Here is a 26,739-nt window from a genome sequence, read left to right as displayed (position 1 = left end):
CGGGGCTACTCCACGAACAGGCCGCGGGACGCGGCTTTCGCGTCGAATTCCTCCAGGCGGGCCTGCGCGTAGGGCAACCCGTCACACATGGCCTCCAGCAACACCCGCCCCAACAGCATCGGCGCACACGCGGTGTCGAAGGCCAGCCCCGTCCCGACCGCCGCCGGAATCAGCAGATCGCTGTACTTGGCCACCGGCGCGAACGCGGAGTCGGCGACGGTCACCACCGTCAGCCCCACCGACTGCGCGTACGCGAGCGCCTCCACGACCTCCCTCGGATGGCGCGGCAGCGCGAAGCACAGCAGCGCCGACGCCCCCGCCCGCAGCGCCGCGTCGATCCGGTCGGCCAGCATCGTGCCGCCCTCGTCGAGGAGGCGTACATCGGGATGCACCTTCGCCGCGAAGTAGGCGAACCCGCGCGCCTGCGAGGAGGCGGCGCGCAGCCCGAGCACGGGCAGCGGCCGGGACGCCGCGAGGAGGCGCCCCGCGTCCTCGACCGGCCCCGGGTCGGCGAGCAGCGCCGCGAGGTGCTGGAGGTTCTCGATCTCGGCCCGCACCGCCTGCTGGTACTCGTTGTACGAGGCCTCGGCCACCGTGTCGGCCGGCGCCGGAGCCACCTCGCGCAGATGACGGCGGAGCGCCGGATAGCCGTCGAAGCCGAGCGCGACGGCGAACCGGGTCACCGAGGGCTGGCTGACGCCGGCGAGTTCGGCGAGCTCGACGCTGGACAGGAACGGCACGTCGGAGGCCTGGCGCACCATGCAGTGGGCGATGCGCCGCTGGGTCGGGGTCAGCCGGCGCCCCTCGAAGAGCTGTTGCAGCCGTGCGGCAGGGCCTTCGCTCATGCCGTCCCCCTTCATACGTCCACGTCCTTGAACCGGTCGAGCAGTGCGGCCGCCCGGTCGACGTCGTCGGTCAGCGGCCGGTCGGTGACATCCTCGTCGAGCACCGCGTCGGCGAGCGCGTACGCCCGTCCCACCGGAAGCTCCGGGTCCGGACGCAGCCCGCGCTGGCGCAACGCCCTTATCGCAGCAACGAGTTCGCACCCCACCACCAGCCGCAGCGCCCCGCCGATCCGCAGGGTCTGGCGGGCCGCGAGCGAGGCGAAGCTGGCCTGCTCCTCGACGCCCCGAGAGAGTACAGCGTGGCCGAGCGAGGCCGGGGCGGCGAAGGCCCGCAGATCACCGAGGGCGGCGCCGGCCGCGTACTCCAGGATCATCACGCCCGACGAGGCGGCCTCGGCGTCGGCGAGGAAGGGCTTGAGGCGGGTGTACGCGGGCTCGTTGAGCGCGGAGAGGCGCGAGGTGGAGAGCCGCGCGACCTGGGTGACCGACAGCCTGAAGTGGTCGAGCGCGAGGGCGAGTTGGGCGAGGTAGAAGCCGCCGTGGTGGTAGGCGGCGAGGTCGTCCGGGGAGATCAGCGGGTTTTCGGCGGCGGCGTTGACCTCGATCGCGAGGACGGCTTCGAGGGCGTCGGCGGCGTCGTGCGCGGGCCCGTGGATCTGCGGCAGGCAGCGGAAGCCGTACGGGTCCTGGATGCGGCCGAGCGGCGGGGTGGGGCGCGCGGGGGCGCCGAGCAGCGCGCGCATCCGGGCGGCGGTGGCACGGGACCCGGGGTGCGGGCGCGCGGCGTGCACGGGCTCCGCGTACGCCTCGTAGGACCCGTCCACGGCGAGCAGCGAGAGAGCGCCGACGGTCTCGGCGGCCGAGATCAGGCGGCGCAGTTCGTCGAGGGCGAGCGCGGCCTGGCCGAGGGTGAGCGCGTTGGAGCTGATGAGCGCGAGCGCGTCGTTGTTGTCGAGGGGCTGCGGCTCGGGCGCGGGCCCGCCACGCCAGGGGTGTTCGCCGGCGAGCGCGAGGCCGACCTGGGCGAGGGCGGCGATGTCGCCGGTGCCGACCGAGCCGAACTCGTTGACCACGGGCTGCGCCCCGGCCCCGAGCGCCTCGCACAGCGCGGTGACGACGGTGGGGCGCAGTCCGGCGCCGCCCGCGAGCAGCTGGTTGGCGCGTACCGCGAGCATGGCGCGGACCTCGCGGTCGGGCAGCGGATCGCCGATGGCCCCGGCGTGGCTGCGCAGCAGGCGCAGGCCGTGCCCGGCGGCGGCCTCGGTCGGCACGGCCTCGTTGCGGTTGGCGCCGACGCCGGTGGAGCGGCCGTACACCCGCCCGGACGCGGCGAGTTCGCGCGCGGTGTGCCAGGCGCGCTCGACCCGCCGCAGCGCGTCGGCGGCGGCCTCGGGCCGTGCGGCGCCGTCCGCGAGGCGCACGACGTCGGCGACGGCCAGGGTCACACCGTCGAGCACGACACCTTGGGCTCCCGGCCCCGGCGAAGGCCGGGACGCCCTGGACCTCGCCTCGGACTTCTCTTCGGACTTCTCCCTGGACTTCTCCGTCAAGGCGTCCACGTCGTGGGACGACAACATGCGCGAACACCACCATTTCGGGACGCGGAACGCATGGCTCCGGCGCGAACCATTGACAAATTATTCAGCCACCCAGAACTCTGCATGACGATATACAGCCGGGCAAGCCCGGACGCCTCCTCGTCTCGAAGGAGCACATCCTCACCATGGCCGCATCACCCGAGCCCACCGGAGCCGGCGACCGCGACGGACGGCCGAACGGGCTGTTCGTCGAGCGCCGCTCCATCGACTTCGTCCCGGACGCCGAGCGCCACGGCACCGCCTTCAGCCAGTTCACACTGTGGCTCGGCGCCAACCTCCAGATCACCGCCGTGGTGACGGGCGCCCTCGCGGTGGTCTTCGGCGGCGGCGCGTTCTGGTCGCTGATCGGCCTGGTCGCCGGCAACCTCGTCGGCGGCGCCGTGATGGCGCTGCACTCGGCGCAGGGCCCGCGGCTCGGACTGCCGCAGATGATCTCCTCGCGGGCCCAGTTCGGCGTGAAGGGCGCGGTGGTGCCGCTGCTCCTGGTGATCGTGATGTACGTCGGGTTCTTCGCCAGCGGCACGGTGCTCGCGGGCCAGGCGGTCGGTGAGCTGACCCATCTCGGCGAGACCCCGGGCATCGTGATCTTCGCCGTGATCACCGCGGTGACGGCGACGATCGGCTACCGGGTCATCCACGCGCTGGGCCGGGTGGCGAGCGCGGTCTGCGCGCTGGCCTTCGTCTACCTCGGCATCCGCCTGCTCGACCGGATCGACCTGACGGCGGTCCTGCACGACCGCGCCTTCCACCTGCCGATGTTCCTGCTCGCGATGTCGCTCTCCGCGTCGTGGCAGCTCGCGTTCGGCCCGTACGTCGCGGACTACTCGCGCTATCTGCCCCGCACGACCAGCACCCGCGCCACGTTCTGGTGGACCCTCGCGGGCTCGGCGCTCGGCTCGCAGTGGTCGATGACCTTCGGCGTCCTGGTGGCCGCGACGGCGGGCGACGCGTTCCTGGACGACCAGGTGGGGTACGTCGTCGGGCTCGGCGGCGCGGGCCTGATCGCCTCGTTCCTGTACTTCACGATCGCGCTCGGCAAGCTCACCATCAACGTCCTGAACACCTACGGCGGGTTCATGTCGATGGTGACCGGCATCGGCGGGTTCCGGGGCCACCGGACGGTCGGCCCGCGCGCCCGCGCGCTCTACATCGGCGGCATCATGCTGGCCGGCACGGCGGTGGCGCTCGCGGGCAAGGACTCGTTCCTGACCTCGTTCAAGGACTTCCTGCTGTTCCTGCTGACCTTCTTCACACCGTGGTCGGCGGTCAACCTGGTCGACTACTACCTGATCTCCCGCGAGCGCTACGACGTCCCCGCCCTGTTCGACGCGCGGGGCCGCTACGGCGCGTGGCGCTGGGACGCGCTCGCGGTGTACGTCATCGGCGTCCTGGCCCAACTCCCGTTCCTGGCAACGAGCTTCTACACCGGCCCCCTGGTCGACCCGCTCGGCGGCGCGGACATCTCCTGGCTGGTGGGCCTCGCAGTGCCGGCGGGGTTGTACTTCGCGGTGGGGCGGCGGGGCCGCAATACGGGGGGTACCCCCACTGTGGAGGAGGCCGGCGCTCCGTACCGTGAACGGCATGGATGCCCGTGACACCGAGCCCCGGTCCAGTCTGCTGAAGGACCCCGAGCTCAAGAAGGAACTGGACGCCACCCTCCACGCCCGCAGGGAGCTCGGCCCCGACTACGAGTCGGCGCTGGTCGACTCCTTCCTGGAGAAGGTCGAGCAGCGGGTCGACGGCTCGGTGGACCGCCGGGTGCGGCGCCAACTGGCCGAGCAGCAGATGGTCGTGGCCCGCGGCGGCCGGCCGGCCCGCGACGGCGACAGCCACTTCGGCGAACGCTTCGGCTTCGCCATGATCTCCCTGATCCTGGCGGTGCCGCTCTCCGCGATCGGCGGGGTCCAAGGCGGGCTCAAGGGCCTGGTCGTGACGTGGTGCGGCATCGTCGCGGTCAACGCGGTGCACGCGGCGCACCGGTGGCCGCGGTTCAAGGACCGGCGGTCGAACGAGACGGACTGAGCCCGCCTTCCGCACATGGTCGCCGCACGGTCGCGGCGTACCGGATGGCGGACGTGCCCGAGGCCGACGCCCTGACGGGGCGCCGGCCTCTTCGCTGTCGCTGCCCGCGGTTCAGCCGGCGAGCTGGAGGCGGTGGTCGTTCACATAGCCGCCGAAGCCCGAGGCCACCTTGTGGAAGTCCTTGAAACCGTTGCCCGTACCCACCCCGAGCGTCAGCGTGCCATCGCTCTCCACCGCGAGAAGATCGGCCTTCCCGTCACCCGTCACATCACCCAGCCGCAGCCGGTCGTCATTGACGTAAGAGCCATAACCACTCGAAATCGTGTGGTAGTTGGAGAACCCGTCACCATTGCTTGCCGCAAGCGTCAGCGAACCATTCGTCTCCAGAGCGACCAGATCCGCCTTCCCGTCCCCCGTCACATCCGCGAACTTGAGCCGACTCCCCGTCAGGTAACCACCGAAGCCCGACGCAATCGTGTGGAAGTCCTTGAAACCATTCCCCGTACCCACACCCATCGTGATAGTCCCGTCATCCTCCACCGCGAGAATGTCCGCCTTACCATCACCCGTCACATCCGCGAACTTCAAACGACTGTTGTTCACGAACTTCCCATAACCACTCGAAATCGTGTGGTAGTTGGAAAACCCATTCCCCGAACCCGTCGCCAACGTCAACGACCCGTCCGTCTCCAGACCGATCAGATCCGCCTTCCCATCACCATCCGCATCCACATAACTCAAACGATCCGCCTTCGTGTGCAGACCGAACCCCGTCGCAATCGTGTGGTAATTGGAGAACCCGTCACCAGTGCCCACCGCAAGCGTCAACGAACCATCCGTCTCCAGCCCGATCAGATCCGCCTTCCCGTCCCCCGTCAGGTCGTAGCCCTGCGGGTAGGGCACCGCGGTGTCGGTGGCGAGCCCCGTTCCGGGAGCGCACGCCCATGCCCCGGCACCCTGTCCCGCCAGGATCTTCTCGGCTATGAGGATCTGCTGCTTTTTTGTGGCCTGGTGGGGATAGGCGGCATACGCCTGACCACCGAACGCGTTCCACGTGGATGCGGAGATTTGCAGACCGCCGTAGTACCCGTTGCCGGTGTTGGCCTGCCAGTTGTCGGTCGATTCGCAGTGGGCGACCTTGTCCCAGGTCTCGACGGACGCGGCGGCGGCCGGTGTGGCGGAGAGGGTCAGCGTGCAGACCAGCGCGGCGCCCGCGGCGGCAGCGAGCGAGACGTGGCGAGAGGAGCGGGGAAAAAGCGACACGGAAGGGCACCTTTACGGAGTCGGGGAGGGAAGAGGGCCCCGGGCCGGGTGGCCCGGGGACGGAAGGGACAGGCCCCCGGCGGTGCGGCCGGGGACGCGGAGCTGGGCTCGATCGCCCTGCCGTATCGGTTCAGCCGGCGAGCTGGAGGCGGTGGTCGTTCACATAGCCGCCGAAGCCCGAGGCCACCTTGTGGAAGTCCTTGAAACCGTTGCCCGTACCCACCCCGAGCGTCAGCGTGCCATCGCTCTCCACCGCGAGAAGATCAGCCTTCCCGTCACCCGTCACATCACCCAGCCGCAGCCGGTCGTCATTGACGTAAGAGCCATAACCACTCGAAATCGTGTGGTAGTTGGAGAACCCATCACCATTGCTTGCCGCAAGCGTCAGCGAACCATTCGTCTCCAGAGCGACCAGATCCGCCTTACCATCACCCGTCACATCCGCGAACTTGAGCCGACTCCCCGTCAGGTAACCACCAAAGCCCGACGCAATCGTGTGGAAGTCCTTGAAACCGTTCCCCGTACCCACACCCATCGTGATCGTCCCGTCATCCTCCACCGCGAGAATGTCCGCCTTACCGTCACCCGTCACATCAGCGAACTTCAAACGACTGTTGTTCACGAACTTCCCATAACCACTCGAAATCGTGTGGTAGTTGGAAAACCCATTCCCCGAACCCGTCGCCAACGTCAACGACCCGTCCGTCTCCAGACCGATCAGATCCGCCTTCCCATCACCATCCGCATCCACATAACTCAAACGATCCGCCTTCGTGTGCAGACCGAACCCCGTCGCAATCGTGTGGTAATTGGAGAACCCGTCACCAGTGCCCACCGCAAGCGTCAACGAACCATCCGTCTCCAGCCCGATCAGATCCGCCTTCCCGTCCCCCGTCAGGTCGTGCGTCTGCTGGTCGTCGACGATGTTGTCGTAGCGCAGCCCCTGGTAGTAGCTGGTGGGCCAGCCCTCCAGGCTGGAGCTGTTGATGTTCGCCGAAGTGGGGCCGTGAGTCGGGTTGTTGGGGTTGGACTCCGCGTAGTACGTGAAGTCGCCCTTGCTCTGGTTCGTCCAGCCCGCGAAGAGGAAGGTGTGCTCCGCGGTGTAGTCGAGGGCGTCCCCGGGCTTGAGGGCGGAGAAGGCGACCTGGCTGGACACATCGGGCAGCGTCTGGGTGACCAGGCTGCTGGTCAGGTGCCAGGCCATGGAGACGTACCCGGAGCAGTCCTCTCTGTACGTGCCGTTCGCGTCGGTCTTGTAGCCGCCCTTGTTGTACGGGACGCCCTCGTCGACCCAGGACTGGGCGCGGGCCAGGACCTCACTGCGGCTGATCGTGCCACCGGCCGAGGACGCGGCGTAGGCAGCGGGACCGGCGGCGAGGCCGACCAGTGTGCCGGTAGCGGTCAGCGCGGTGACGGCGGCGAGTGAAACGAGGAAAGTGCGTTGAGTGCGGGCCATGACGGCTCCTTCTGTGACGATGCGAGTGGTCTGCGGGGCATGCGTGGTGTGCGCGTGCGTGGTGTGTATGTGCGTGGTGCGTGGTGTGCGTACTGCTGATGTGTCAAGTGCGTTGCGTACGAGGTTTGTTGTGTGTGATGCGCGGCGTACGTGGCGCTCGGCGACCGGGCGCTGACGTCGTGCCGGGCGGCGCGACGTCAGCGGGCCGCGCGGAGCTGCCCCGAGAGGACGGCCAGGAACTGCTGGTCCGAGGCCGGGGTCGCGGTGTCGGCCTGCTGGGCCGATGCCAGGTCCGTGTACTGCAGAACCGTCAGCTCGTTGCCGGAGACCGCGAGGTAGACGTGGTGGGTCTGGGGCCCGGGGGCCGACATGCCGGGCGCCGCGTTCCAGCGGTAGCGCCAGGCGGTGGCGTCGGTGGCGGTGGCCGTGGAGGCCACCGAGGCGTCGGCGGCGCCGCCGTTCTTCTTCTGCAGGGCGATCAGCGGAGCCGCGCAGTTCTTCATGCCGGCACCGGCCTGCTCGAACGCTTCCTCGGCCGCGCCGGACGTGGCAAAGGTGAAGGCGTCCTGGATCGCCGGCGTCTTCGCGGCACTGACCCACCCCTGCTGGAGCCAGGCCGTGGCGCCGTCCACGCCGACGCATTCGTTGAGCCCGATGTGCTGGACGGCAGGACGCCCGACGGGTGAACCCATTGGCTTCCAGGCGGCGTTGGCGGCGTTGGGCAGCTGCTGGGCGGCGAGCGGAGGAGCGGGTGCCGAGTGCCCGGCCGCCGAGGCGCCGGCCGGGACCCGGGCAGAGGCCGGGGCCGACGCGGCGGAGGAAGCCGTCGGGGAGGGCGCGGCGTGCGGTCTCGCCGCCTCTTGGGAGGGGGTGGGTGCGGTGGTGGGGGCCGGTGCTCCGACCACTGCGGCGGCGGAACGCGGCGCCGGGGCGGGTGCGGCTGCCGAGACGGAGTCGTACTGAAGGGCGGCGAAGACGACGGCGGCGACGGCCGGCACGGCGGTGACGGCGAGGGTGCGGCGGCGGATGGCAGGCATGGAGGATCGGCCCTTTCCCGGGGCGGAGGGTGGAGGACAAGGAGGTCGTACGCTCGTGGCTGCCCTGCAGGAACAGCCATCGCCAGGAACTCGGCGAGCCCTGGAGCGGCTTCGGTACGGCGGCGTCGCGGCGCGGTGCCGCATGGCGCGGTGACGCATGGCGCGGTGACGCATGACGCGCGGCGATTCGGTGTCGGTGGCGCGGCTTCGGCACGGCGAATTGCCGGCGCTGTCGCCAGGTGGGCGGTACGGCTCGGTTCGGCTGCGCCGTCAACGGAGGTGGCACGCAAGGGACTTGGGTGACGTATACGGACGGCTGCCCTGCGGGTACAGCGGTCGCGCAACACGGATCGCGGTGGCCATCGGCGCCGGTGCGCCTCGGTGGCGGTTCCGGTCCGGCTAGCCCAGCGGCGACGGCGGCAGGTAGCGGCGCCGGAGCAGCGGCGAGGTGGAGTAGCAGCGGCGGAGCAGGGTGTCCGCGCGGTGTGTCCCGGGTCGGAAGTCCGGGGCCGCCGAGTCGAGGGTGAGCAGGTACATCAGCAGGTCGACACGGTCTCCCTGGCTACGGACGGAGGCGTGCTCCAGGCCGTCCTCCGGCATCGCGTGGGCCCACAGGGCTCCCAGAACTTCGGACGCCTCGCCGGACGGCTGTGCGCCGAGCCCGGCACGGCGGTCCAGGTGGGCGTAGACGATGTCCATGCGACCTCAGCCACCCCAGCTCAGGCTGTCCGTGGAGGCGACCGGGGCGGAGGGCGCTGTGGACGCCCCGGCGGCCACGTGGGGGGCGGCCGGCGCCGTGGCCGCCAGCGGAAGGAGCGCGGCGCCCAGCACGAGTGCGACGGCCGCGGTTGCCTGGGGGAGGTGGATGCGGATCATGGTGATCGTCCCTTACGGATCGAGGTGGCGGTGGCTCTGCTCCGGTCTGACGTCCCGCGGGTGACGCTTCGTCCGGTTGCCGTTCGGGCTGTTCCCTGGCGGCGATGAACAGCTTCGCCGCAGATCAAGGCCCGTGGAAGGGTTTCCGACGGTCCTGAACAGGGCTTATCCGGATCAGGACAGGGCACCGGCCGGCCCGCGTGTCCGGAACCGGTGGCGCCGCGCGCGGTCTCCGGTGCCGGTCGGGCCACGCGCGGTCCCCCTGCGGACACGACCGGGCAGCACCCTGCAGCACCCCGCGACACCCCGCAAAATCGGCTGCACTTACGCCCTGGCCTGCATCGATGGCACGTCGAACGCTTGAAGGACGGCGTGGCCGAGTGCGATCATGAGCGCGAAGCACCGCCGGGGGGGCGGTGTGCCGGAGGGGGTTTCACCACCATGCTGCAAGCACTCGGCGTCAGTACCGACGCCGCCGCTGTCTACCGGGCCATGCTCGACCATCCCAGCCACGGCGTCGAGCAGATCGCGCGCCTGTGCGGCCTGACGCCCACACAGGTCCATGAGGGGCTCGACGAGCTCGGTCAGCTCATGCTGATCCGCGCCTCCAGCGAGTACCCGGGGCAGTTGCGGGCCGTCGACCCCGACATCGGCCTGGCCGACATCGTGGCCCGTCAGGAGGCCGAACTGGCCGAGCGTCAGGTGCAGTTGGCCGCATCCCGCGCCGCAGTCAGCCGGATCGTCGCGGACCGCGCACAGCAACGCTCCACGCATGGCGAGCGCCTGCACGGCATGGACGCCATCCACAGCCGGCTCGAACGTCTGGGCCGTGACGCCCGTGCCGAGATCATGAGCGTGCAGCCCGGCATCCAGCGGCCCGACGACCTCGACGCGGCACGCGAGCACGACCTCGCCGCCCTCGGACGCGGCATCGCGATGCGCACCCTTTACCAGGACCACGCCCGTGGTCACGGCCACATCGCCGCCTACAGCCACGCCCTGCTGAGTCAGGGCGGCGAGGTCCGCACGGCCCCGGCCATCCCCCAGCGGATGGTCATCGTGGATCGCGCCCACGCCCTCGTCCCCACCGACCCCGCCGACAACCGGGTGGGCGCACTCCACGTCAGGGAGCCCGGCATCGTCACCGCGCTGATCGAGCTGTTCGAGCAGGCCTGGACCACTGCTGTGCCGCTCGGGGCGGCGCACCCGGACGACCCGTCCACGGGCCTCACCGACCACGAACGCGAACTGCTGCGGCTCCTCGGCACCGGCCTCACCGACGAAGCGGTCGGCCAGCGCCTCGGCCTCACCGACCGCACGATCCGGCGCCAGGTCGCCTCCATCATGGAGCGCCTGGGCGCCTCCAGCCGCTTCGAAGCGGGGATCAAGGCCGCCCAGAAGGGCTGGCTCTGAGCACACGGGCGGGGGACAACGTCGGTCGGTCGCGGCCGCCGGCTGTGCGGACCTCGCTGTTCGGGCCGCTGCGTCCGGGGCAGGACGTGGCTGCGGGGACCGTCGCTCACCCCCGGTCGCCCGGGGGCCGGGACGTGCGACGGTCCCCGCGTGGGACGCCGCCCCCGGCGTGGGCCGGACTGGAGCGTCCCGGGCGCCCGGGGAGGTCCGGGAGCCGCTCCGGAAGACCCTGGCGCCACTGGTGGCGTCGGCCGGTCCCCTGCCCGGGGCCGCCGACAGCCACCACTGTGCACGTCCCGTGTTAAGCCGGTGCTGCGCGAACATGTCGTCCGCGTACCGGTTGCGCGAAAGCGGCGAGCCCCCAGGGCCCCGCCGGGTGTCGGCGGGGCCGGGCGGAGGCTACTGGGGGGTGCGGGCCAGGAAGGCCAGGAGGTCCTGGCGGCTCACCACACCCGTCGGCTTGCCCTCCACCAGCACGATCGCCGCATCCGCCTTCCCCAGCACCGACATCAGGTCACCCACCGGCTCACCCGAGCCGACCTGCGGCAGCGGCGCGCTCATGTGCTTCTCCAGCGGGTCGTCGAGCAGCGCCCGCTGGGCGAACAGCGCGTCGAGCAGCTCGCGTTCGACGACCGAGCCGATGACCTCCGCCGCCATCACGTCGGGGTGCCCCGCGCCCGGCTTCACGATGGGCATCTGCGAGACCCCGTACTCCCGCAGCACCTCGATGGCCTGCCCGACCGTCTCCTCGGGGTGCATGTGCACCAGCGACGGCAGGTGGCCGGCCTCCTTGAAGCCGAGCACGTCGGAGACGCGCGCCGAGTGGGTGCCCTCCTCCAGGAAGCCGTAGTCGGCCATCCACTCGTCGTTGAAGATCTTCGAGAGGTAGCCGCGGCCGGAGTCCGGAAGCAGGACGACCACCACGTCGTCGGGGCCGAGGCCCTCGGCGACCTTGAGCGCGGCCACGACGGCCATGCCGCAGGAGCCGCCGACCAGGAGTCCCTCCTCCTTGGCGAGGCGACGGGTCATCTGGAAGGAGTCCTTGTCGGACACGGCGACGATCTCGTCGGTGACCGTACGGTCGTAGGCGGTCGGCCAGAAGTCCTCGCCGACGCCCTCGACCAGGTACGGACGGCCGGAGCCGCCGCTGTAGACGGAGCCCTCCGGGTCCGCGCCGACGACGCGCACCTTCCCGTCGCTGGCCTCCTTGAGGTAGCGCCCGGTGCCGGTGATGGTGCCGCCGGTGCCGACGCCCGCGACGAAGTGGGTGATCTTCCCCTCCGTCTGGTCCCACAGTTCGGGACCGGTGGTCTCGTAGTGCGAACGGGGGTTGTTCGGGTTGCTGTACTGGTCCGGCTTCCAGGCGCCGGGCGTCTCGCGCACCAGGCGGTCGGAGACGTTGTAGTACGAGTCCGGGTGCTCGGGGTCGACGGCGGTCGGGCAGACCACGACCTCGGCGCCGTACGCGCGCAGCACGTTGATCTTGTCCGTGGAGACCTTGTCAGGGCAGACGAAGATGCACTTGTAGCCCTTCTGCTGGGCCACGATGGCCAGGCCGACACCCGTGTTGCCGCTGGTCGGCTCCACGATGGTGCCACCGGGCTTGAGCGCGCCGGACTGCTCGGCCGCCTCGATCATGCGGACGGCGATCCGGTCCTTCACCGAGCCGCCCGGGTTGAAGTACTCGACCTTGGCCAGGACTGTCGCCTGAATGCCCTGGGTCACACTGTTGAGCCTCACCAGCGGGGTGTTGCCTACGAGGCTGATCATCGAGTCGTGGAATCGCACCGTTGTCTCCGGGTCTCCGATTAGGTACGGCCAGCGTATGCGGACCGCGAGGGGGTGTTCACCTTTGCGCTGGATTGAGCGACACCCGCTACCGGGCAGTTAGCTGGTGTACGACTGCAAGCTCCTGGGAGGTGGCGGTGGCGGGCACTCTGTCGAGGGCGAGGGTGGCACGGCGGATCGCGACGGGCGCGGCGTTCGGCGGCGGCGGCATCGGGCTGCTGGCCGGGGCCGCGGTCGGTGTCGTGCTGGCCGAGCTGGCCCTCGCTAAACGCACGGTGGGCGGCGGCTCCCCCCAGGTGCCGAACGCGGACGGACTGTACGGGACGGCCTTCGCCGACGGTACGCCGCCGCTCAGGCTCGGCATGCTGGGCGACTCCACGGCCGCGGGCCAGGGCGTGCGCCGGGCGGGCCAGACCCCGGCCGCGCTGCTCGCCTCCGGGCTCGCGGCGGTCGCCGAGCGCATGGTCACGCTGCGCAACGTGGCACTGCCCGGGGCCCGCTCGGACGATCTGGAACGCCAGGTGTCCCTGCTGCTCGCCGACCCCGACCGGATCCCCGACGTCTGCGTGATCATGATCGGGGCCAACGACGTCACGACCCGCATGGCGCCCACCACGTCGGTGCGCTACTTGTCGACAGCGGTGCGCCGGCTGCGTACCGCGGGCGCCGAAGTGGTGGTCGGCACCTGCCCCGACCTCGGCACCATCGAGCCCGTCTACCAGCCGCTGCGCTGGCTGGCCCGCCGCGTGTCGCGCCAGCTCGCGGCGGCGCAGACGATCGTCGTGGTGGAGCAGGGCGGCCGCACGGTGTCGCTGGGCCATCTGCTCGGCCCGGAGTTCGAGGCCAATCCGCGTGAACTGTTCGGACCCGACAACTACCACCCGTCGGCCGAGGGGTACGCGACGGCGGCGATGGCCGTGCTGCCCACGCTGTGCGCCTCGCTCGCCCTGTGGCCCGAGTCCGACCACCCCGACGCCTCGCGCAACGAGGACATCCTGCCGGTGGCGAAGGCGGCCTCGGCCGCGGCGGCGCAGGCGGGCACGGAGGTCACGGGCGCGCGGGCGCCGTGGGCGCTGCTCAAGTACCGCCGCAGGCGGCGCCTGCCCAGTCCGGTGGAGCCGACCCCCAACGGCTCGCACACACGGCCCTGACGCGCAGCGGCACCCGGGGTGCGCCGGGGCCGCTGAGCAACCGCTTAGAAAAGAGTCCCGCATCACACGCCACCCCGGATGACCAATCCACTACGTACGGGTAACTTCCCAAGGAGTCCTGCCTTCCCATCCCTTGGAGCCGTGATGCCCGAAGCCGTGATCGTCTCTGCCGCCCGTTCCCCCATCGGCCGCGCCTTCAAGGGTTCCCTCAAGGACCTGCGCCCGGACGACCTGACCGCCACGATCATCCAGGCCGCGCTCGCCAAGGTCCCCGGCCTCGACCCGCGCGACATCGACGACCTGATGCTCGGCTGCGGCCTTCCCGGCGGCGAGCAGGGCCACAACCTGGGCCGCATCGTGGCCGTGCAGATGGGCATGGACCACCTGCCGGGCTGCACCATCACCCGGTACTGCTCCTCCTCGCTGCAGACCTCCCGCATGGCGCTGCACGCCATCAAGGCCGGCGAGGGCGACGTGTTCATCTCGGCCGGTGTCGAGATGGTCTCCCGCTCCGTCAACGGCAGCAGCGACGGCATGCCCGGCACCCACAACCCGCTCTTCGCCGACGCCGAGGCGCGCACCGCCGCCGTCGCGCAGTCCGAGGGCGCGAGCTGGCGCGACCCGCGCGAGGACGGTCTGATCCCGGACGCGTACATCGCGATGGGCCAGACCGCCGAGAACCTGGCCCGCCTCAAGGGCATCTCGCGCCAGGAGATGGACGAGTTCGGCGTCCGCTCGCAGAACCTCGCCGAGGAAGCCATCAAGAACGGCTTCTGGGAGCGCGAGATCACCCCGGTCACGACCCCCGACGGCACGGTCGTCAGCAAGGACGACGGCCCCCGCGCGGGCGTCACGGTCGAGGGTGTGCAGGGCCTCAAGCCCGTCTTCCGCCCCGACGGACTCGTCACGGCCGGCAACTGCTGTCCGCTGAACGACGGCGCCGCCGCGCTGGTGATCATGAGCGACACCAAGGCGCGCGAGCTGGGCCTGACCCCGCTGGCCCGCATCGTCTCCACCGGCGTCACGGGCCTCTCGCCCGAGATCATGGGCCTCGGCCCGGTCGAGGCGTCCCGCCAGGCGCTCAAGCGCGCCGGCCTGACCGTGGACGACATCGACCTCTTCGAGATCAACGAGGCGTTCGCCGCCCAGGTGATCCCGTCCTACCAGGACCTCGGCATCCCGCTGGACAAGCTGAACGTCAACGGCGGCGCCATCGCGGTCGGCCACCCCTTCGGCATGACCGGCGCCCGCATCACCGGCACCCTGATCAACAGCCTCCAGTTCCACGACAAGCAGTTCGGCCTGGAGACCATGTGCGTCGGCGGCGGCCAGGGCATGGCGATGGTCATCGAGCGCCTCAGCTGAAACCCCACCGGGCGGCCGGGAGCGCTGCGTTGACCCTTCGTCGACGCAGCGTTGACGCCCCGGCCGCCACCGGTCGGCCGGGGAAAGCGCCCCCTGCTGCCCTGACCTGGGCTCTCGCGTCCCACAGGGCGCTCACAGCCAATCGTTCCGCGTCCTAACCGTGACCGAATCTCCCCCAGGATGTGACGTATCTCCTGCCCGGAGACCCTTTTCCCAGGTCAGGGCCGGTGTGCCGGTAAACCCGAGGCCCAAAGACCTGTCCATTTCGTGACGTAATGCACTGACACCGAGGGCGGGCTCACGACAAGCTGATGTAGGAAGTCGGGGAATCGTTTGAATCCGGGAGTACGTCAGTGAGCGCCATGCCTCTTGCCCTGCTGCTGACCACGGCCGCTGCCACGGCCGTGGGCGCCGCTGCCCTGCACGCCGCCCACGGGCTGCGCAAGCAGGTCGTGGCTCTGCGCGAAGACCTGGCAGCCGCCCGTTCCGACCACCGCGCCGACCACGGCGTGAGCCTGCCGCACCAGGCCCGCTCCTCCGCGACACCGGCCGCCGACATACGGGCCGCCGTCGCGGAGGCGCTCGCCGAGGAGCGCGAGCGCGAGCTGGCCGAGGCGCGTGCCTTCTGGGCCGCCCAGGAGGCCAGGGACGCCGCCGACGCGCCCTCCCCGATGCTGGGCGGGCTCGCGGGCCTCGGCGACGACGCCGCGCTCTTCCTGCCCCGCCAGGCGGACTTCGTGGGCCTGGAGGCCGAAGCGCTGGAGATGGTGGAGGAGTTCCCCGAGGACTCCCCCGAGCTGGCCGCGGCCCGCCGCCGCCACCCCTCGCACCCGGACTTCGTGCCGGTCCAGACGCCCGTCGTCGCCGACCACGAGGCCACGGTGTCGCGCCTCGAGGAGCTCGCCGAGTCCCGCACCGCCCTCGCGGACGTGCGGCCCGGCCCGCTCGGCACGCTCGACGTGTACGTCTTCGCCGACGGCACCACGCTCTGCATGACCCCGGGCCACCGCGAGACCTCGGAGCGCCTCGCGAGCGCCCTGCGCGACGGCCTGACGCCGGTTCTGCTCGGCGGGTCGGGTGTGTCGGGTGCGTATGCGCTGACGTTCCTGTGCGGCGAGGAAAGCGTGTACATCCTCGCGGACCGAGTAATCGCCTCCCTCTGACCCCGCCCCCCTGGGGCTCCGCCCCAGCCCCCGTGTCGCGCCTTGACGGCACTCGTCCTCAAACGCCGGACAGGCTGAGGTGACCTCGGCTCCGGGTGCCTTACAGGGGCGCGGGGCTGTGCCTTTCGCGCGGCTCCGCCGCGGTGGGCGCGAGCGGCGGGCCCGGCTCCGGGTGCCCTACCAGGGGCGCGGGGAACTGCGCGAGACGCGAGCACGGTCCGCAGACGAAAGCGGGGTTGCCCGGGGCTCCGCCCCAGACCCCGTGTCGCGCCTGAAGGGCGCTCGTCCTCAAACGCCGGACAGGCTGAGGTGACCTCTGCTGAACACCCTGCCAAGGCCCAACCCCGCCAGGGGGCGCGGGGAACTGCGCGAGACGCGAGCACGGTCCGCACCCGAAAGCGGGGCTGCGGAGGTGGCCGCACGGCCCCGCGGCGGGCAGCCGGACGGGCTGAGGTGGCGCCTGGCCCCGGGAGGGGCCGGAACACCCCGAGCCGCCCGGGGCTACCCGAACGCTCGACCCTCCGCCGCCTCAACCACCCGCACCGCCCCCTCCGGCTCCCCCGCCGGCGGAGCCTTCGTCGCGTGGAGGGCCTGGGCCAAGTCCCGCCCCGCGACCTTGACTTGGTCGGCCACCGAGAACATCCCCGCGTCCGGCATGAGCAGGGGCTCGCGCTCCGGGCTCTCCACGCGCTGCGCCCGCAGGGCCAACTCGCGCGCGAGGGCGAGCCCTTCGGCCGCCGCGCCGCGCCGCAGGCGGCTTTCGGGGGCGGCGCGCAGCCGGTCGGCGAAGCGGTCCACGGCCAAGATCAAGGGGTTCACATCGAGCACGCCGCGACCCTACGCGCCCGTCCCGCACTGTTGCCAATACGCGAACGCTGAGGCACGGTGCAGTGAAGGACCACGCAGCGCAACGCCTCCGGAGGCGCCGATGTCCCAAGTCTTCTCCGAAGAGACCCACCGCAACCTGCTCTCCCGCATCCCCCACTGCACCGGTCGTGAAGTGTCCGACTGGCTCCGCACCGTCGAGGAAGGCCCCTCCCTCTTCCGTTTCGAGGAGAAGGTCAGCTGGCTCCGGAGCGAGCACGATCTCGCCTATGGGCACGCCAAGGCGATCATCCATGAGTACGACATGAGGCGCGCCGCGCGCCGCCTGCTCTAGTTCCGGGAGGAATAGCACGGCTTCCCCGCACCCCCGTGGGAAGCGCACCGCCCCTTCGCCCCGCCGACCCCCGGTCGGCGGGGCGTCGTGCTGCCTGGGCCGGTCGGCTGCGGAGCACGGCATGCGGGAACCCGCCGCGCCCGGCCCGGACCGTACCGCCTTCACAACGTGAACTCCCCTTCCCCGCAAGGCCTTTCACTGTTTTACCTCTTGACGCTCCGGACGCCGGGGAGCACAGTGACCGCGCAGCCCGTCGTTGAGAGCGCTCTCAGAGCGCTCTCTTTCCGAGAGAGGCACCCCCACATGCGCCCGTCACCCCACAGACGAAACCCCGCCAGGCGAGCCCTGACCGCCGTGCTCGCCACCCTCGGCCTCGCTGCCGCGAGCGCCGCCGTCGTCGCGCTGCCCGCCAGCGCCTCCGCCCCGCCGCCCCCCGCCGGCTGGACCACCGTCTTCACCGACGACTTCGACGGCCCGGCCGGCTCGGGCGTCAACACCGCCAACTGGCAGTACACGACCGGCACCAGCTACCCCGGCGGCCCGGCGGGCTTCGGGACCGGCGAGGTCGAGACGATGACCTCCGCCACCAGCAACGTCGCCCTCGACGGCGCCGGCAACCTGCGCATCACCCCGCAGCGCGACGCCTCCGGCCACTGGACCTCGGGCCGCATCGAGACGAAGCGCACCGATTTCCAGCCCCCGGCCGGCGGCAAGCTGCGCATCGAGGCGCGGCTCCAGATGCCCGACGTGACGGGCGCCGCCGCCAAGGGGTACTGGCCGGCGTTCTGGGCGCTGGGCGCGCCGTTCCGCGGCAACTACTGGAACTGGCCCGGCATCGGCGAGCTCGACATCATGGAGAACGTGCAGGGCCTGAACAACAACTGGTCCACGATGCACTGCGGCACCAGCCCCGGCGGCCCCTGCAACGAGACCACCGGCATCGGCGGCCAGCAGGCCTGCTCCGGCGCCACCTGCCAGGGCGGCTTCCACACGTACGCCGTCGAGTGGGACCGCTCGGGCGCCACCGAGCAGATGCGCTTCTACCTGGACGGCGTCAACTTCCATACGGTGAGCCAGAACCAGGTGGACGCGGCGACCTGGACCAACGCCACCAACCACGGCTACTTCGTCATCCTGAACGTCGCGATGGGCGGCGGCTTCCCCGACGCGTTCGGCGGCGGCCCCGACGCCGGCACCCAGCCGGGCCACCCGCTGGTCGTCGACTACGTCACCGTGCGGCAGGCCGGCGGCTCGGGCACCACCCCGCCCACCACACCCCCGCCGTCGGGCAGCCGTGACGCGTACGGCACCGTCCAGGCCGAGTCGTACGACCAGCAGTCCGGCGTGTCCGCGGAGGCCACCACGGACAGCGGCGGCGGCCAGGACATCGGCTCGGTCGCCAACGGTGACTGGGCGCTCTACAAGGGCGTGAACTTCGGTACGAACGCGGCCAGGCAGTTCTCCGCCAGGGTGGCGAGCGGCGCGGCCGGCGGGGTCAGCGGTCTGGTGGAGGTCCGCCTGGACAGCCGGAGCAGCGCGCCGATCGGCAGCTTCGCCGTGGCCAACACGGGCGGCTGGCAGAGCTGGCGGACCGTCCCGGCCAACATCAGTGGCGTCACCGGCACCCACGACGTCTATCTGACCTTCACCAGCGGCCAGGGCGCCGACTTCGTGAACGTCAACTGGTTCGGCTTCGGCCACTGACAGGAGGGCGGACAGACATGAAGACCGTACGGCTCCTCCTGGCGGCCGCGACCGCGAGCGCGCTCCTGTTCCTCGGCGCGGGCGGCGGCACGGCGACGGCCGCCGGCACCCCGCCGGCCACGACCGCCCCGCGCGCCGACGCGGCCGGCTTCCCGATCGTCTTCCAGAACAACACCCATGGCGCGTACGCCGACGCGCGGATCTACGTCACCGTGCTCGGCCAGATCACTCCCGGCCAGTGGTCGTACCTCAAGCCGGACGGCAGCACGGCCCACATCAGCCACCTCGACGCGACCGCGCCGGGCCACCTCTCCAAGCACGGCGTGAACTACCCGAACATGTCGTTCACGCTGGCCCAGGTGGGCGGCCGGGTGCCGTCGCCGTCCTCGATCCGCGGCGGCCGGATCTACCTCTCGCTCGGTTCGCCGCTGTACATCCCGGTCTCGCCCGACGACCAGGGCTGGGGCGGCCCCGACCCGAACAACCCGACCGACCCCAACAACGACGTCTACTACGACTGGTACGAGTACACCTTCGTCAACGGGCAGGCGGCGTACGGCGGGAACACCACCCAGGTCGACCAGTTCGGCTTCCCGATGACCGCCCGGCTCCGCCAGAGCTCCAGCGGCTACGACACGACCCGGGGCATCAGCCGGTCGCGCGCCGACGTCATGGCGGCGTACGCGTCGAGCGTCGGGGCGGCCTTCAAGCCGCTCCAGTCGGCCTACCGGATCGTGGCCCCGCGCTCGGCGGCCGGCTTCCCCGGCGACTACCTGACCGCCGCCATCGACCAGACCTGGAGCTACTACGCCGCGCACCCCTTCACCCTGAGCGCACCGGGCGAGACGTTCTCCGGGCACGTCACGGGGTCCGCCCTGACCTTCACCAGGAACGGCGCGGGGCCCTACACCCTGAACAAGCCGACCTCGCGCGAGGTCATGGCCTGCTCGGGGGCGCTCGCCTCGGGCGGCGACGTGGAGAAGCGGCTCGGCGCGGAGTTCTGCGCCGCGTTCAACCGGGGCGTGGCGCAGAACACCTCCCTGTGGCACACCCCGTCCGCCTACTACCAGGGCGCGACCCCGAAGAACGACTACGCGGCCTTCTTCCACACGGTGGGCCTCGCGGGGCGCGCGTACGGCTTCCCGTACGACGACATCAATGACCAGTCGTCGGTGCAGATCCTGGGCAACGCGAACCCGCCGACGGATCTGACGCTCTCGATCGGCTGGTAGGGCTCCGGCCCGCACACGGCGAGGGGCCCCGCCCGGCAGCAGTGCCGGGCGGGGCCCCTCGTGACGTGCGCCGGGGTCGGCGTCAGTCGTTGCCCTGCAGGATGGAGATCAGCCGCAGCGCCTCCAGGTAGATCCACACCAGCGTCATGGTGAGGCCGAAGGCGGCCAGCCAGGACTCCTCGCGCGGAGCGCCGTAGGTGATGCCGTCCTCGACCTGCTTGAAGTCCATCGCGAGGAAGCAGGCGCCGAGGACGATGCCGATGATGCCGAAGGCGATGCCGAGGCCGCCGCTGCGGAAGCCGAGGCCGTCACCGCCGCCGATCGCCGAGAACAGCAGGTTGACCAGCATCAGCAGCATGAAGCCGATGGCCGCGGCCATGACGAAGCCGGTGAAGCGGCGGTTGACCCGGATCAGCCGGGTCTTGTAGGCGATCAGCACACCGGCGAAGACCGCCATCGTGCCGAGCACCGCCTGGGGCACCGCGCCCGCCGACACATGGGTGGTGACGGCCGAGCTGATCACGCCGAGGAAGACGCCCTCGAAGGCGGCGTACCCGATGATCAGCGCCGGGACCGGCTTGCGCTTGAACGACTGGACCATCGCGAGGACGAACGCGATCAGCGCGGCGCCGATGGCGATGCCGTACGACTTGCCGATGTTCGCCGCGTCGACCGGCAGCGCCAGCCAGGCGACGACCGCACCGGCGACGACGGTGCCGAGCGTGAGCGCGGTGCGCGTCACCACGTCGTCGATCGTCATCACACCGGAACGGGCCGGCGCCTGCGGGGCGCCGAGCTGCGTGTCCTGCTGGGCGTACGGATTCGTCGCGTACGGGTTGCTGGGCGCCTGCGCGTACGGGTTGCCCCCGGCCTGCGGCTGCTGCGCGGTGTTGAAACCGGCGTAGCCGTTGTCGCGGCTGAAGCCCCGTCGCGAGAAGACCGGGTTGCTGCTCCTCATCTCACTCCTCCATGGCCGCCCTGCGCGGCCTTGCCGTCAAGGGTAATGGGCATGCAAAGAAACCACGTACTGCCTAGGGAGGATCTTCACGCGGGGAGGAGGGTGGTGCAAGGGTCCGGCACCCCGACGCGCGGGAAGCCGGATCCTGCTGGGAGTGCCCGGAGCCGGACTTGAACCGGCACGGCCCGAAGGCCAGCGAGGTTTAAGCTCGCCGTGTCTGCGTTCCACCATCCGGGCCAGGGCGCGCGGCTCCGCGTTTCGCGGGACGAGCCTAGCCCGACGCATCCCCCGAACAGCGGAACAACCATCCGATGTTGTCTTATTTTATTGACGCCTGAGGGTGTGTCAGCACAGCTCGGAGCGGTGTTGGCACATGCCGGAGGCGGTTGGCAGGGCGTCCGGGGTACCCCGATATGCGGCTATGGAATGACGGAAAGTCGATGCCCCGTTCCGCCCAGTGAGAGACGCTGGCACGGCTCGGCGGAGCCCGGCCGGAGCGGCGCTCGGCTCCGGCTGGACCCCGGCTCGGCTCCGGGCGGCGTCTCAGGGGCGCCGTCATACCTCAGGAGGACGGAGGGCCCCGTGCCGTCCGACTCGAGAGGGCCGGTGAACGGGCACAGGGGCTGACGATGTGGCGGCCGGCGGCCGGAAGGATGGAGACGTCCCCGAAAGCCGCTCGACAGGAGTACCTCCGTGACCACCATCCCCACCGCACACCGCGCGACCGCGGTGGCCGCCCGCGCCATCGAGCTGTCGAAGGTCTACGGCACGGGCGAGACCCAGGTGGTCGCCCTCGACCAGGTCACGGTCGACTTCCGGCAGGGCGAGTTCACCGCGATCATGGGCCCTTCGGGTTCCGGCAAGTCCACGCTGATGCACTGCGTGGCGGGTCTCGACTCGTTCAGCTCCGGCGCGGTCCGCATCGGCGACACCGAGCTGGGCTCGCTCAAGGACAAGCAGCTCACGCAGTTGCGCCGGGACAAGATCGGCTTCATCTTCCAGGCGTTCAACCTGCTGCCCACGCTGACCGCCCTGGAGAACATCACGCTCCCCATGGACATCGCGGGCCGCAAGCCCAACAAGGAGTGGCTCGACCAGGTCATCTCCATGGTGGGCCTCTCCGACCGGCTCGGTCACCGGCCCACCCAGCTCTCCGGCGGCCAGCAGCAGCGCGTCGCCGTGGCCCGCGCGCTCGCCTCCCAGCCGGAGATCATCTTCGGTGACGAGCCGACCGGAAACCTGGACTCGCGCTCCGGCGCGGAGGTCCTGGGCTTCCTGCGGAACTCGGTGCGGGAGCTGGGGCAGACCGTGGTCATGGTGACCCACGACCCGGTCGCGGCGTCCTACGCGGACCGGGTCATATTCCTCGCCGACGGGCGGATCGTGGACGAGATGCTGCGGCCCAGCGCGGACGGGGTGCTGGACCGGATGAAGGCGTTCGAGGCGAAGGGCCGCACCAGCTGACCCCGAGCCGCCGCGGCTCCGCCCCGGACCCGGCCCGCTGACACCAGGCCCATCGCGACCTTCACCCCAGGACTGAGAAACCCCATGTTCAAGACCGCCCTGCGCAACGTGCTCGCGCACAAGGCCCGGCTGTTGATGACGGTGCTCGCCGTCATGCTCGGCGTCGCCTTCGTGTCCGGCACGCTCGTCTTCACCGACACCCTCGGCAACGCCTTCCGCAACCAGTCGGCCAAGAGCTACGACAAGGTGGCCGTCGCCGTCACCTCGTACGGCAGCGCCGACGACACCGAGCGCGACCCCGGCGTCAGCAAGCAGACGCTCCAGAAGGTGGAGAAGCTCGACGGGGTCGCCTCCGTCACCGGCCGGGTCGACGGGTTCGCCGGAGTCGCCGGCACCGACGGCAAGCTGATCGGGCAGGGCTGGGCCAACAAGGGCGGCAACTTCGCGCCCGGCCAGGACGGCAAGGACCCCTCGTACACCTTCGCCCAGGGCACGGGCCCGGTGAAGGACGACCAGATCGCCCTCGACAAGGACACCGCCGCCAAGGGCGAGTACCACGTCGGCGACACCGTGCGGGTCGCCACCAACGGGCCGGTCAAGACCTACAAGCTCACCGGCGTCTTCACCACCGAGGACGGCGCGGTCAACGCGGGCGGCAGCCTCGTCCTGTTCGACACCGCTGTCGCCCAGAAGCTCTACCTCAAGCCCGGCTGGTTCCAGAACGCCAGCGTGACGGCCACCCCCGGCGCCGACGCCCAGAAGATCCTCGACGAGGTCAAGCCGCTGCTCTCCGAGAACGCGAGCGCCAAGACCGGCAAGGCGCTCGCCGCCGAGGAGGCCAAGGACATCGAGCGGGGGCTGAGCGGCCTCAACCAGATGCTGCTCGTCTTCGCCGGCATCGCGCTCTTCGTCGGCATCTTCCTGATCTCCAACACCTTCACCATGCTGGTCGCCCAGCGCACCCGCGAGCTCGCCCTGATGCGCGCCGTCGGCGCCTCCCGCGGCCAGGTCCGCCGCTCGGTGCTGGCCGAGGCGCTCGTCGTCGGCACCGTCGCCTCCGCCATCGGATTCGCGCTCGGCATCGGCCTCGCCACCGCGCTGCGCTCCGCGATCGGCCTGTTCGGCGCCAAGATCCCCGCAGGCCCACTGATCGTCTCGTCCACACCGGTCATCGCCTCGCTGGCGGTCGGCATCCTCGTGACCGTGATCGCTGCGCTGCTGCCCGCCTGGCGCGCCGCGAAGATCCCGCCGGTCGCCGCGATGAACAGCGTGCACGGCGTGGCCACCACCAAGTCCCTGGTCGTACGGAACTCCATCGGCGGCGTGATCACCCTCGCCGGCGCCGCCGCCATCGTGGCCGGCGCGGCAGCGGGCAAGGACGGCAAGTACATCATCGGTGCCGGCGCCTTCTTCGCCCTGATCGGCATCATCATCCTGATCCCGCTGCTCTCCCGGCCGGTCATCGCCCTCGTACGCCCGAGCCTGAGCAAGGTGTTCGGCGTCTCCGGCAAGCTCGCCAGCCAGAACGCGGTGCGCAACCCGCGCCGCACCGGCGCCACCGCCTCCGCGCTCGCCATCGGCCTCACCCTCGTCACCGGCCTCTCGGTACTGGGTGTCACGCTCGGCACGGCGATGGACAAGTCGACCACGGCCAACATCAAGGCCGACTACATGGTCCAGAACGCGGCGAACGGCTCCGGCCTCGACAAGGACGTGCTGCCCGCGCTGCGCAAGGCTCCGGGTGTCTCGGCCGTCTCTCCCAACGAGAGCGCGTACCTCCAGATCGACGGCACCGGTCAGTCGGTGGCCGGGGTCACGCCCGGCGACATCGAGAAGGTCATCAACGTCGAGCCGGTGGCCGGCTCCCTCGCCACGCTCGGCCAGGGGCGGATAGCCGTCGACGAGAAGACCGCCGCCAAGCACGGCTGGAAGCCCGGCACCCAGCTCCCCGTCGAGTTCACCGACAAGAAGAAGGGCCGGGTGACGATCGGCGCGACGTTCAAGGAGAACGAGGCGCTGGACTCCTTCCTCGTGCCGTCGGCCCTGCTCGCTCCGCACGACGCCAAGCCCTACATCCCGAACATCTACATCAAGATGGACGGCGGGGCCACGAGCGCCAACGAGAAGGCCCTGGTCGCGGCGCTCGGTGACAACCCGGCGATCAGCATCATGGACCGGCAGGACATCCGCAACGAGCTCGGCGGCATGATCAACACGATGCTCTACATCATGTACGGGCTCCTCGGCATGGCCCTGATCATCGCCATCCTCGGAGTCATCAACACCCTCGCGATGTCGGTGTTCGAGCGTCAGCAGGAGATCGGCATGCTGCGGGCGATCGGCCTGGACCGCAGCCGGGTCAAGACCATGATCCGCCTGGAGGCCGTCGTCATCTCGCTGTTCGGCGCGGTGATCGGTGTGGGCCTCGGCACCTTCCTCGCCTGGGCCATCGGCCAGACCATCAAGACCTCGATCCCGCACTACGCCCTGGTGCTGCCGTGGGGCCGGATCGGCATCTTCCTGGTCCTCGCCGGCCTGGTCGGCGTGCTCGCCGCGATGTGGCCGGCCCGCAGCGCCGCGAAGCTCAACATGCTGACCGCCATCAAGACGGAATAGGCGGCAACCGGCTGATCCGGCACGGCAGTCGAAGGGCCCCGGAGGAGTGCTCCGGGGCCCTTCGCGCGCTCAGTTCCAGGTACGGGCCCGCAGCGGCATGCCCGAGGCCCCGCTCTCCGGCGTCTTCACCGCGAGGATCTGGTTGACGCCGATCCGGTTGCGCTCGAAGGAGAGCGCCGAGGCCGCCATGTAGAGGCGCCAGATCCGGGCCCGGCCGGGGCTGGTGTGGCGCACCGCGCGGGGCCAGTCGGATTCCAGGTTCGCCACCCACTGACGCAGCGTCAGGGCGTAGTGCTCCCTGATGGGTTCGACGTCGCGGGCCTCGAAGCCGGCCTCCTCCAGGGTGGCCAGGGTGCGGCCCAGCGGCGCGAGTTCGCCGTCGGGGAAGACGTACGCGTCGATGAACTCGTCGACGTGGTAAGCAGATTCGTCGCGTTCGGGCCGCCGCGCGATCTGGTGGTTGAGCAGCCGGCCGCCTTCTCTGAGCAGTCCGTACAGGATGTCCGCGTACTCCGCGTACCGTACGGAGCCGACGTGCTCGGCCATGCCGATCGAGGAGATCGCGTCGAACGGGCCGTCCTTGACGTCCCGGTAGTCCTGGACGCGGATCTCTATGCGGTCGGTGAGCCCCTCCTCGGCGATCCGCTTGCGGGCGTACGCGGCCTGTTCGCGCGAGAGCGTGATGCCGACGACGCGGGCGCCGTACTCGCGGGCGGCGTGGATGGCCATCGAGCCCCAGCCGCAGCCGACGTCGAGCAGCCGGTCGCCCTCCTTGAGGGCCAGCTTGCGGCAGACCAGGTCGAGTTTGTCGCGCTGGGCCTCGGCCAGGGTCGAGCCGGGATGCTCCCAGTAGGCGCACGAGTAGACCATCGACGGCCCGAGCACCAGCTCGTAGAAGTCGTTGCCGACGTCGTAGTGGTGGCTGATCGCGTCCTTGTCGCGGCGCTTGGTGTGCAACCGTCCGGTGCGGCGGCGCATCTCCTCGGCGGGCGGGGCCGGCGGGGGCAGCGCGCCGCCCAGCTTCACCAGGGCCCTGGCCGCGGCGCGCAGCCTCGGATCGCGCACGGGGTGGACGGCGTCCTTGGGGTCGCCGCCGCGCTCCCAGATGAGCCCCGCCAGCCGGTCGAGGACCGTGTACAGGTCTCCCTCGACGTCGATCTCCCCGGCCACCCAGGCGCGGGCGAGCCCCAGTTCGCCCGGCTTCCACAACAGGCGGCGCAGGGCGCGGCGGTGGCGTACGACGAGCACCGGTCCGCCGGGCGGTCCCGCCTCGCTGCCGTCCCAGGCGCGGATGCGTACCGGGAGAGGCTCTCCCAGCAATTCCTCGGCTAGAGCGGTCAGCCGCAGCGCCGCGTCGGCCATGGTGCACACCTCCGTGCTTCGCAGAAATGTCCCAACACCCCGCACAACAGTGCCCGCCCCCTGGGCAATCCCGCTACCGCGCACCGGAGCGCCACGATGTCTGTATACACCATCTTCCTGGCCGGAAACCGCCCTTTCGGCAGAGGTTTCCGGCCGCCCTCCGGCAGCCCTTCCCGGCCGTGCGCCCCGCGCGCGGGCCGCGCCCCGGGTACGCCGAAGGGGCCGCCCGCACCACGGATGGCGGACGGCCCCTTCGGGGAGGAAACG

Annotated in this window: 22 protein-coding genes and 1 tRNA gene; 11 read left to right on the top strand and 12 right to left on the bottom strand. The window is 70.9% G+C overall.

The annotated features are described in order from the left end of the window. Window positions 1-5: 5 nt before the first annotated feature. Together OOJ98_RS01900 and OOJ98_RS01895 are read right to left on the bottom strand one after the other, a co-directional pair. Window positions 6-845, bottom strand: coding sequence for a MurR/RpiR family transcriptional regulator (locus OOJ98_RS01900; protein WP_267052852.1), 840 nt, complete (start codon window positions 843-845; stop codon window positions 6-8). An 11-nt stretch (window positions 846-856) separates the two neighbouring features. Then, window positions 857-2,302 (bottom strand): aromatic amino acid ammonia-lyase, encoded by a 1,446-nt coding sequence (locus OOJ98_RS01895; RefSeq protein ID WP_267052851.1) that lies wholly within the window; start codon window positions 2,300-2,302, stop codon window positions 857-859. A gap of 266 nt (window positions 2,303-2,568) precedes the next feature. Between OOJ98_RS01895 and OOJ98_RS01890 the strand changes: the two genes are divergently transcribed. Both OOJ98_RS01890 and OOJ98_RS01885 read left to right on the top strand, forming a co-directional pair. Beyond that, the gene (locus tag OOJ98_RS01890; protein ID WP_267052850.1) at window positions 2,569-4,038 is read left to right on the top strand and encodes a cytosine permease; all 1,470 of its coding nucleotides are present in this window, start codon (window positions 2,569-2,571) and stop codon (window positions 4,036-4,038) included. Beyond that, a complete protein-coding gene (locus tag OOJ98_RS01885; RefSeq protein WP_267052849.1) occupies window positions 4,025-4,465 on the top strand; it encodes a hypothetical protein in 441 nt (146 codons plus the stop codon). Before OOJ98_RS01890 ends, OOJ98_RS01885 begins: the two co-directional genes overlap by 14 nt. A 111-nt stretch (window positions 4,466-4,576) precedes the next feature. Here the strand turns inward: OOJ98_RS01885 and OOJ98_RS01880 are convergent, their stop codons facing one another. The 5 genes from OOJ98_RS01880 to OOJ98_RS01855 form a co-directional block, all read right to left on the bottom strand. Then, complete coding sequence (locus OOJ98_RS01880; protein ID WP_323177874.1) at window positions 4,577-5,728, bottom strand: FG-GAP-like repeat-containing protein; 1,152 nt, start codon at window positions 5,726-5,728, stop codon at window positions 4,577-4,579. A 130-nt stretch (window positions 5,729-5,858) separates the two neighbouring features. Continuing rightward, window positions 5,859-7,184: a VCBS repeat-containing protein gene (locus OOJ98_RS01870; RefSeq protein ID WP_267052848.1), complete on the bottom strand. Its 1,326-nt coding sequence runs from the start codon at window positions 7,182-7,184 to the stop codon at window positions 5,859-5,861. A gap of 197 nt (window positions 7,185-7,381) precedes the next feature. After that, a complete protein-coding gene (locus OOJ98_RS01865) occupies window positions 7,382-8,221 on the bottom strand; it encodes a hypothetical protein (protein ID WP_267052847.1) in 840 nt (279 codons plus the stop codon). Window positions 8,222-8,620: 399 nt separating this feature from the next. Next, the gene (locus OOJ98_RS01860) at window positions 8,621-8,920 is read right to left on the bottom strand and encodes a hypothetical protein (protein ID WP_267052846.1); all 300 of its coding nucleotides are present in this window, start codon (window positions 8,918-8,920) and stop codon (window positions 8,621-8,623) included. Window positions 8,921-8,926: 6 nt separating this feature from the next. Next, window positions 8,927-9,097 carry a hypothetical protein gene (locus tag OOJ98_RS01855; protein ID WP_267052845.1) on the bottom strand — a complete coding sequence of 57 codons (171 nt, stop codon included), beginning with the start codon at window positions 9,095-9,097 and terminating at the stop codon, window positions 8,927-8,929. 441 nt (window positions 9,098-9,538) lie between these two features. On the opposite strand from OOJ98_RS01855, the gene OOJ98_RS01850 reads away from it, so the two are divergent. Further along, complete coding sequence (locus OOJ98_RS01850; RefSeq protein ID WP_267052844.1) at window positions 9,539-10,510, top strand: LuxR C-terminal-related transcriptional regulator; 972 nt, start codon at window positions 9,539-9,541, stop codon at window positions 10,508-10,510. Between the two features lie 399 nt (window positions 10,511-10,909). On the opposite strand, the gene OOJ98_RS01845 is transcribed toward OOJ98_RS01850, so the two are convergent. Continuing rightward, complete coding sequence (locus OOJ98_RS01845; RefSeq protein WP_267052843.1) at window positions 10,910-12,298, bottom strand: cystathionine beta-synthase; 1,389 nt, start codon at window positions 12,296-12,298, stop codon at window positions 10,910-10,912. A gap of 164 nt (window positions 12,299-12,462) precedes the next feature. On the opposite strand from OOJ98_RS01845, the gene OOJ98_RS01840 reads away from it, so the two are divergent. The 3 genes from OOJ98_RS01840 (at window position 12,463) to OOJ98_RS01830 (ending at window position 15,977) form a co-directional block, all read left to right on the top strand. Next, window positions 12,463-13,449 carry an SGNH/GDSL hydrolase family protein gene (locus OOJ98_RS01840; RefSeq protein WP_267055467.1) on the top strand — a complete coding sequence of 329 codons (987 nt, stop codon included), beginning with the start codon at window positions 12,463-12,465 and terminating at the stop codon, window positions 13,447-13,449. 144 nt (window positions 13,450-13,593) lie between these two features. Continuing rightward, the gene (locus OOJ98_RS01835) at window positions 13,594-14,814 is read left to right on the top strand and encodes an acetyl-CoA C-acetyltransferase (RefSeq protein WP_267052842.1); all 1,221 of its coding nucleotides are present in this window, start codon (window positions 13,594-13,596) and stop codon (window positions 14,812-14,814) included. Window positions 14,815-15,176: 362 nt separating this feature from the next. Next, window positions 15,177-15,977, top strand: coding sequence for a hypothetical protein (locus OOJ98_RS01830; RefSeq protein WP_267055466.1), 801 nt, complete (start codon window positions 15,177-15,179; stop codon window positions 15,975-15,977). Window positions 15,978-16,478: 501 nt separating this feature from the next. Here the strand turns inward: OOJ98_RS01830 and OOJ98_RS01825 are convergent. After that, a complete protein-coding gene (locus OOJ98_RS01825; RefSeq protein ID WP_267052841.1) occupies window positions 16,479-16,805 on the bottom strand; it encodes a hypothetical protein in 327 nt (108 codons plus the stop codon). 100 nt (window positions 16,806-16,905) lie between these two features. On the opposite strand from OOJ98_RS01825, the gene OOJ98_RS01820 reads away from it, so the two are divergent. The 3 genes from OOJ98_RS01820 (at window position 16,906) to OOJ98_RS01810 (ending at window position 20,072) form a co-directional block, all read left to right on the top strand. After that, window positions 16,906-17,136 (top strand): DUF4287 domain-containing protein, encoded by a 231-nt coding sequence (locus OOJ98_RS01820; RefSeq protein ID WP_267052840.1) that lies wholly within the window; start codon window positions 16,906-16,908, stop codon window positions 17,134-17,136. Between the two features lie 303 nt (window positions 17,137-17,439). Next, a complete protein-coding gene (locus OOJ98_RS01815; protein ID WP_267052839.1) occupies window positions 17,440-18,840 on the top strand; it encodes a glycoside hydrolase family 16 protein in 1,401 nt (466 codons plus the stop codon). A 17-nt stretch (window positions 18,841-18,857) separates the two neighbouring features. Then, entirely contained in the window at window positions 18,858-20,072 is a 1,215-nt protein-coding gene (locus OOJ98_RS01810) for a glycoside hydrolase family 64 protein (protein WP_267052838.1), read from the top strand. A gap of 82 nt (window positions 20,073-20,154) precedes the next feature. On the opposite strand, the gene OOJ98_RS01805 is transcribed toward OOJ98_RS01810, so the two are convergent. Both OOJ98_RS01805 and OOJ98_RS01800 read right to left on the bottom strand, forming a co-directional pair. Then, entirely contained in the window at window positions 20,155-21,030 is an 876-nt protein-coding gene (locus OOJ98_RS01805; RefSeq protein ID WP_267052837.1) for a Bax inhibitor-1/YccA family protein, read from the bottom strand. A 155-nt stretch (window positions 21,031-21,185) separates the two neighbouring features. Then, window positions 21,186-21,267 (bottom strand) — tRNA-Leu (locus OOJ98_RS01800). 456 nt (window positions 21,268-21,723) lie between these two features. On the opposite strand from OOJ98_RS01800, the gene OOJ98_RS01795 reads away from it, so the two are divergent. Beyond that, window positions 21,724-22,494: an ABC transporter ATP-binding protein gene (locus OOJ98_RS01795; RefSeq protein WP_267052836.1), complete on the top strand. Its 771-nt coding sequence runs from the start codon at window positions 21,724-21,726 to the stop codon at window positions 22,492-22,494. Window positions 22,495-22,578: 84 nt separating this feature from the next. Beyond that, the gene (locus OOJ98_RS01790) at window positions 22,579-25,110 is read left to right on the top strand and encodes an ABC transporter permease (RefSeq protein WP_267052835.1); all 2,532 of its coding nucleotides are present in this window, start codon (window positions 22,579-22,581) and stop codon (window positions 25,108-25,110) included. 69 nt (window positions 25,111-25,179) lie between these two features. On the opposite strand, the gene OOJ98_RS01785 is transcribed toward OOJ98_RS01790, so the two are convergent. After that, a complete protein-coding gene (locus tag OOJ98_RS01785) occupies window positions 25,180-26,472 on the bottom strand; it encodes a cyclopropane-fatty-acyl-phospholipid synthase family protein (RefSeq protein ID WP_267052834.1) in 1,293 nt (430 codons plus the stop codon). Between the last annotated feature and the right edge of the window lie 267 nt (window positions 26,473-26,739).

The sequence above is a fragment of the Streptomyces sp. NBC_00083 genome, assembly GCF_026343295.1.
In the GTDB taxonomy this organism is placed as follows: domain Bacteria; phylum Actinomycetota; class Actinomycetes; order Streptomycetales; family Streptomycetaceae; genus Streptomyces.
This window is presented reverse-complemented; position numbering and strand designations above follow the sequence as displayed.

Coding starts and splice junctions, on each gene's coding strand:
- OOJ98_RS01900 (WP_267052852.1), bottom strand. CDS start 845: ATGAGCGAAGGCCCTGCCGCACGGCTGCAACAGCTCTTCGAGGGGCGC.
- OOJ98_RS01890 (WP_267052850.1), top strand. CDS start 2,569: ATGGCCGCATCACCCGAGCCCACCGGAGCCGGCGACCGCGACGGACGG.
- OOJ98_RS01885 (WP_267052849.1), top strand. CDS start 4,025: ATGGATGCCCGTGACACCGAGCCCCGGTCCAGTCTGCTGAAGGACCCC.
- OOJ98_RS01870 (WP_267052848.1), bottom strand. CDS start 7,184: ATGGCCCGCACTCAACGCACTTTCCTCGTTTCACTCGCCGCCGTCACC.
- OOJ98_RS01865 (WP_267052847.1), bottom strand. CDS start 8,221: ATGCCTGCCATCCGCCGCCGCACCCTCGCCGTCACCGCCGTGCCGGCC.
- OOJ98_RS01860 (WP_267052846.1), bottom strand. CDS start 8,920: ATGGACATCGTCTACGCCCACCTGGACCGCCGTGCCGGGCTCGGCGCA.
- OOJ98_RS01855 (WP_267052845.1), bottom strand. CDS start 9,097: ATGATCCGCATCCACCTCCCCCAGGCAACCGCGGCCGTCGCACTCGTG.
- OOJ98_RS01850 (WP_267052844.1), top strand. CDS start 9,539: ATGCTGCAAGCACTCGGCGTCAGTACCGACGCCGCCGCTGTCTACCGG.
- OOJ98_RS01835 (WP_267052842.1), top strand. CDS start 13,594: ATGCCCGAAGCCGTGATCGTCTCTGCCGCCCGTTCCCCCATCGGCCGC.
- OOJ98_RS01830 (WP_267055466.1), top strand. CDS start 15,177: ATGCCTCTTGCCCTGCTGCTGACCACGGCCGCTGCCACGGCCGTGGGC.
- OOJ98_RS01820 (WP_267052840.1), top strand. CDS start 16,906: ATGTCCCAAGTCTTCTCCGAAGAGACCCACCGCAACCTGCTCTCCCGC.
- OOJ98_RS01815 (WP_267052839.1), top strand. CDS start 17,440: ATGCGCCCGTCACCCCACAGACGAAACCCCGCCAGGCGAGCCCTGACC.
- OOJ98_RS01810 (WP_267052838.1), top strand. CDS start 18,858: ATGAAGACCGTACGGCTCCTCCTGGCGGCCGCGACCGCGAGCGCGCTC.
- OOJ98_RS01805 (WP_267052837.1), bottom strand. CDS start 21,030: ATGAGGAGCAGCAACCCGGTCTTCTCGCGACGGGGCTTCAGCCGCGAC.
- OOJ98_RS01790 (WP_267052835.1), top strand. CDS start 22,579: ATGTTCAAGACCGCCCTGCGCAACGTGCTCGCGCACAAGGCCCGGCTG.
- OOJ98_RS01785 (WP_267052834.1), bottom strand. CDS start 26,472: ATGGCCGACGCGGCGCTGCGGCTGACCGCTCTAGCCGAGGAATTGCTG.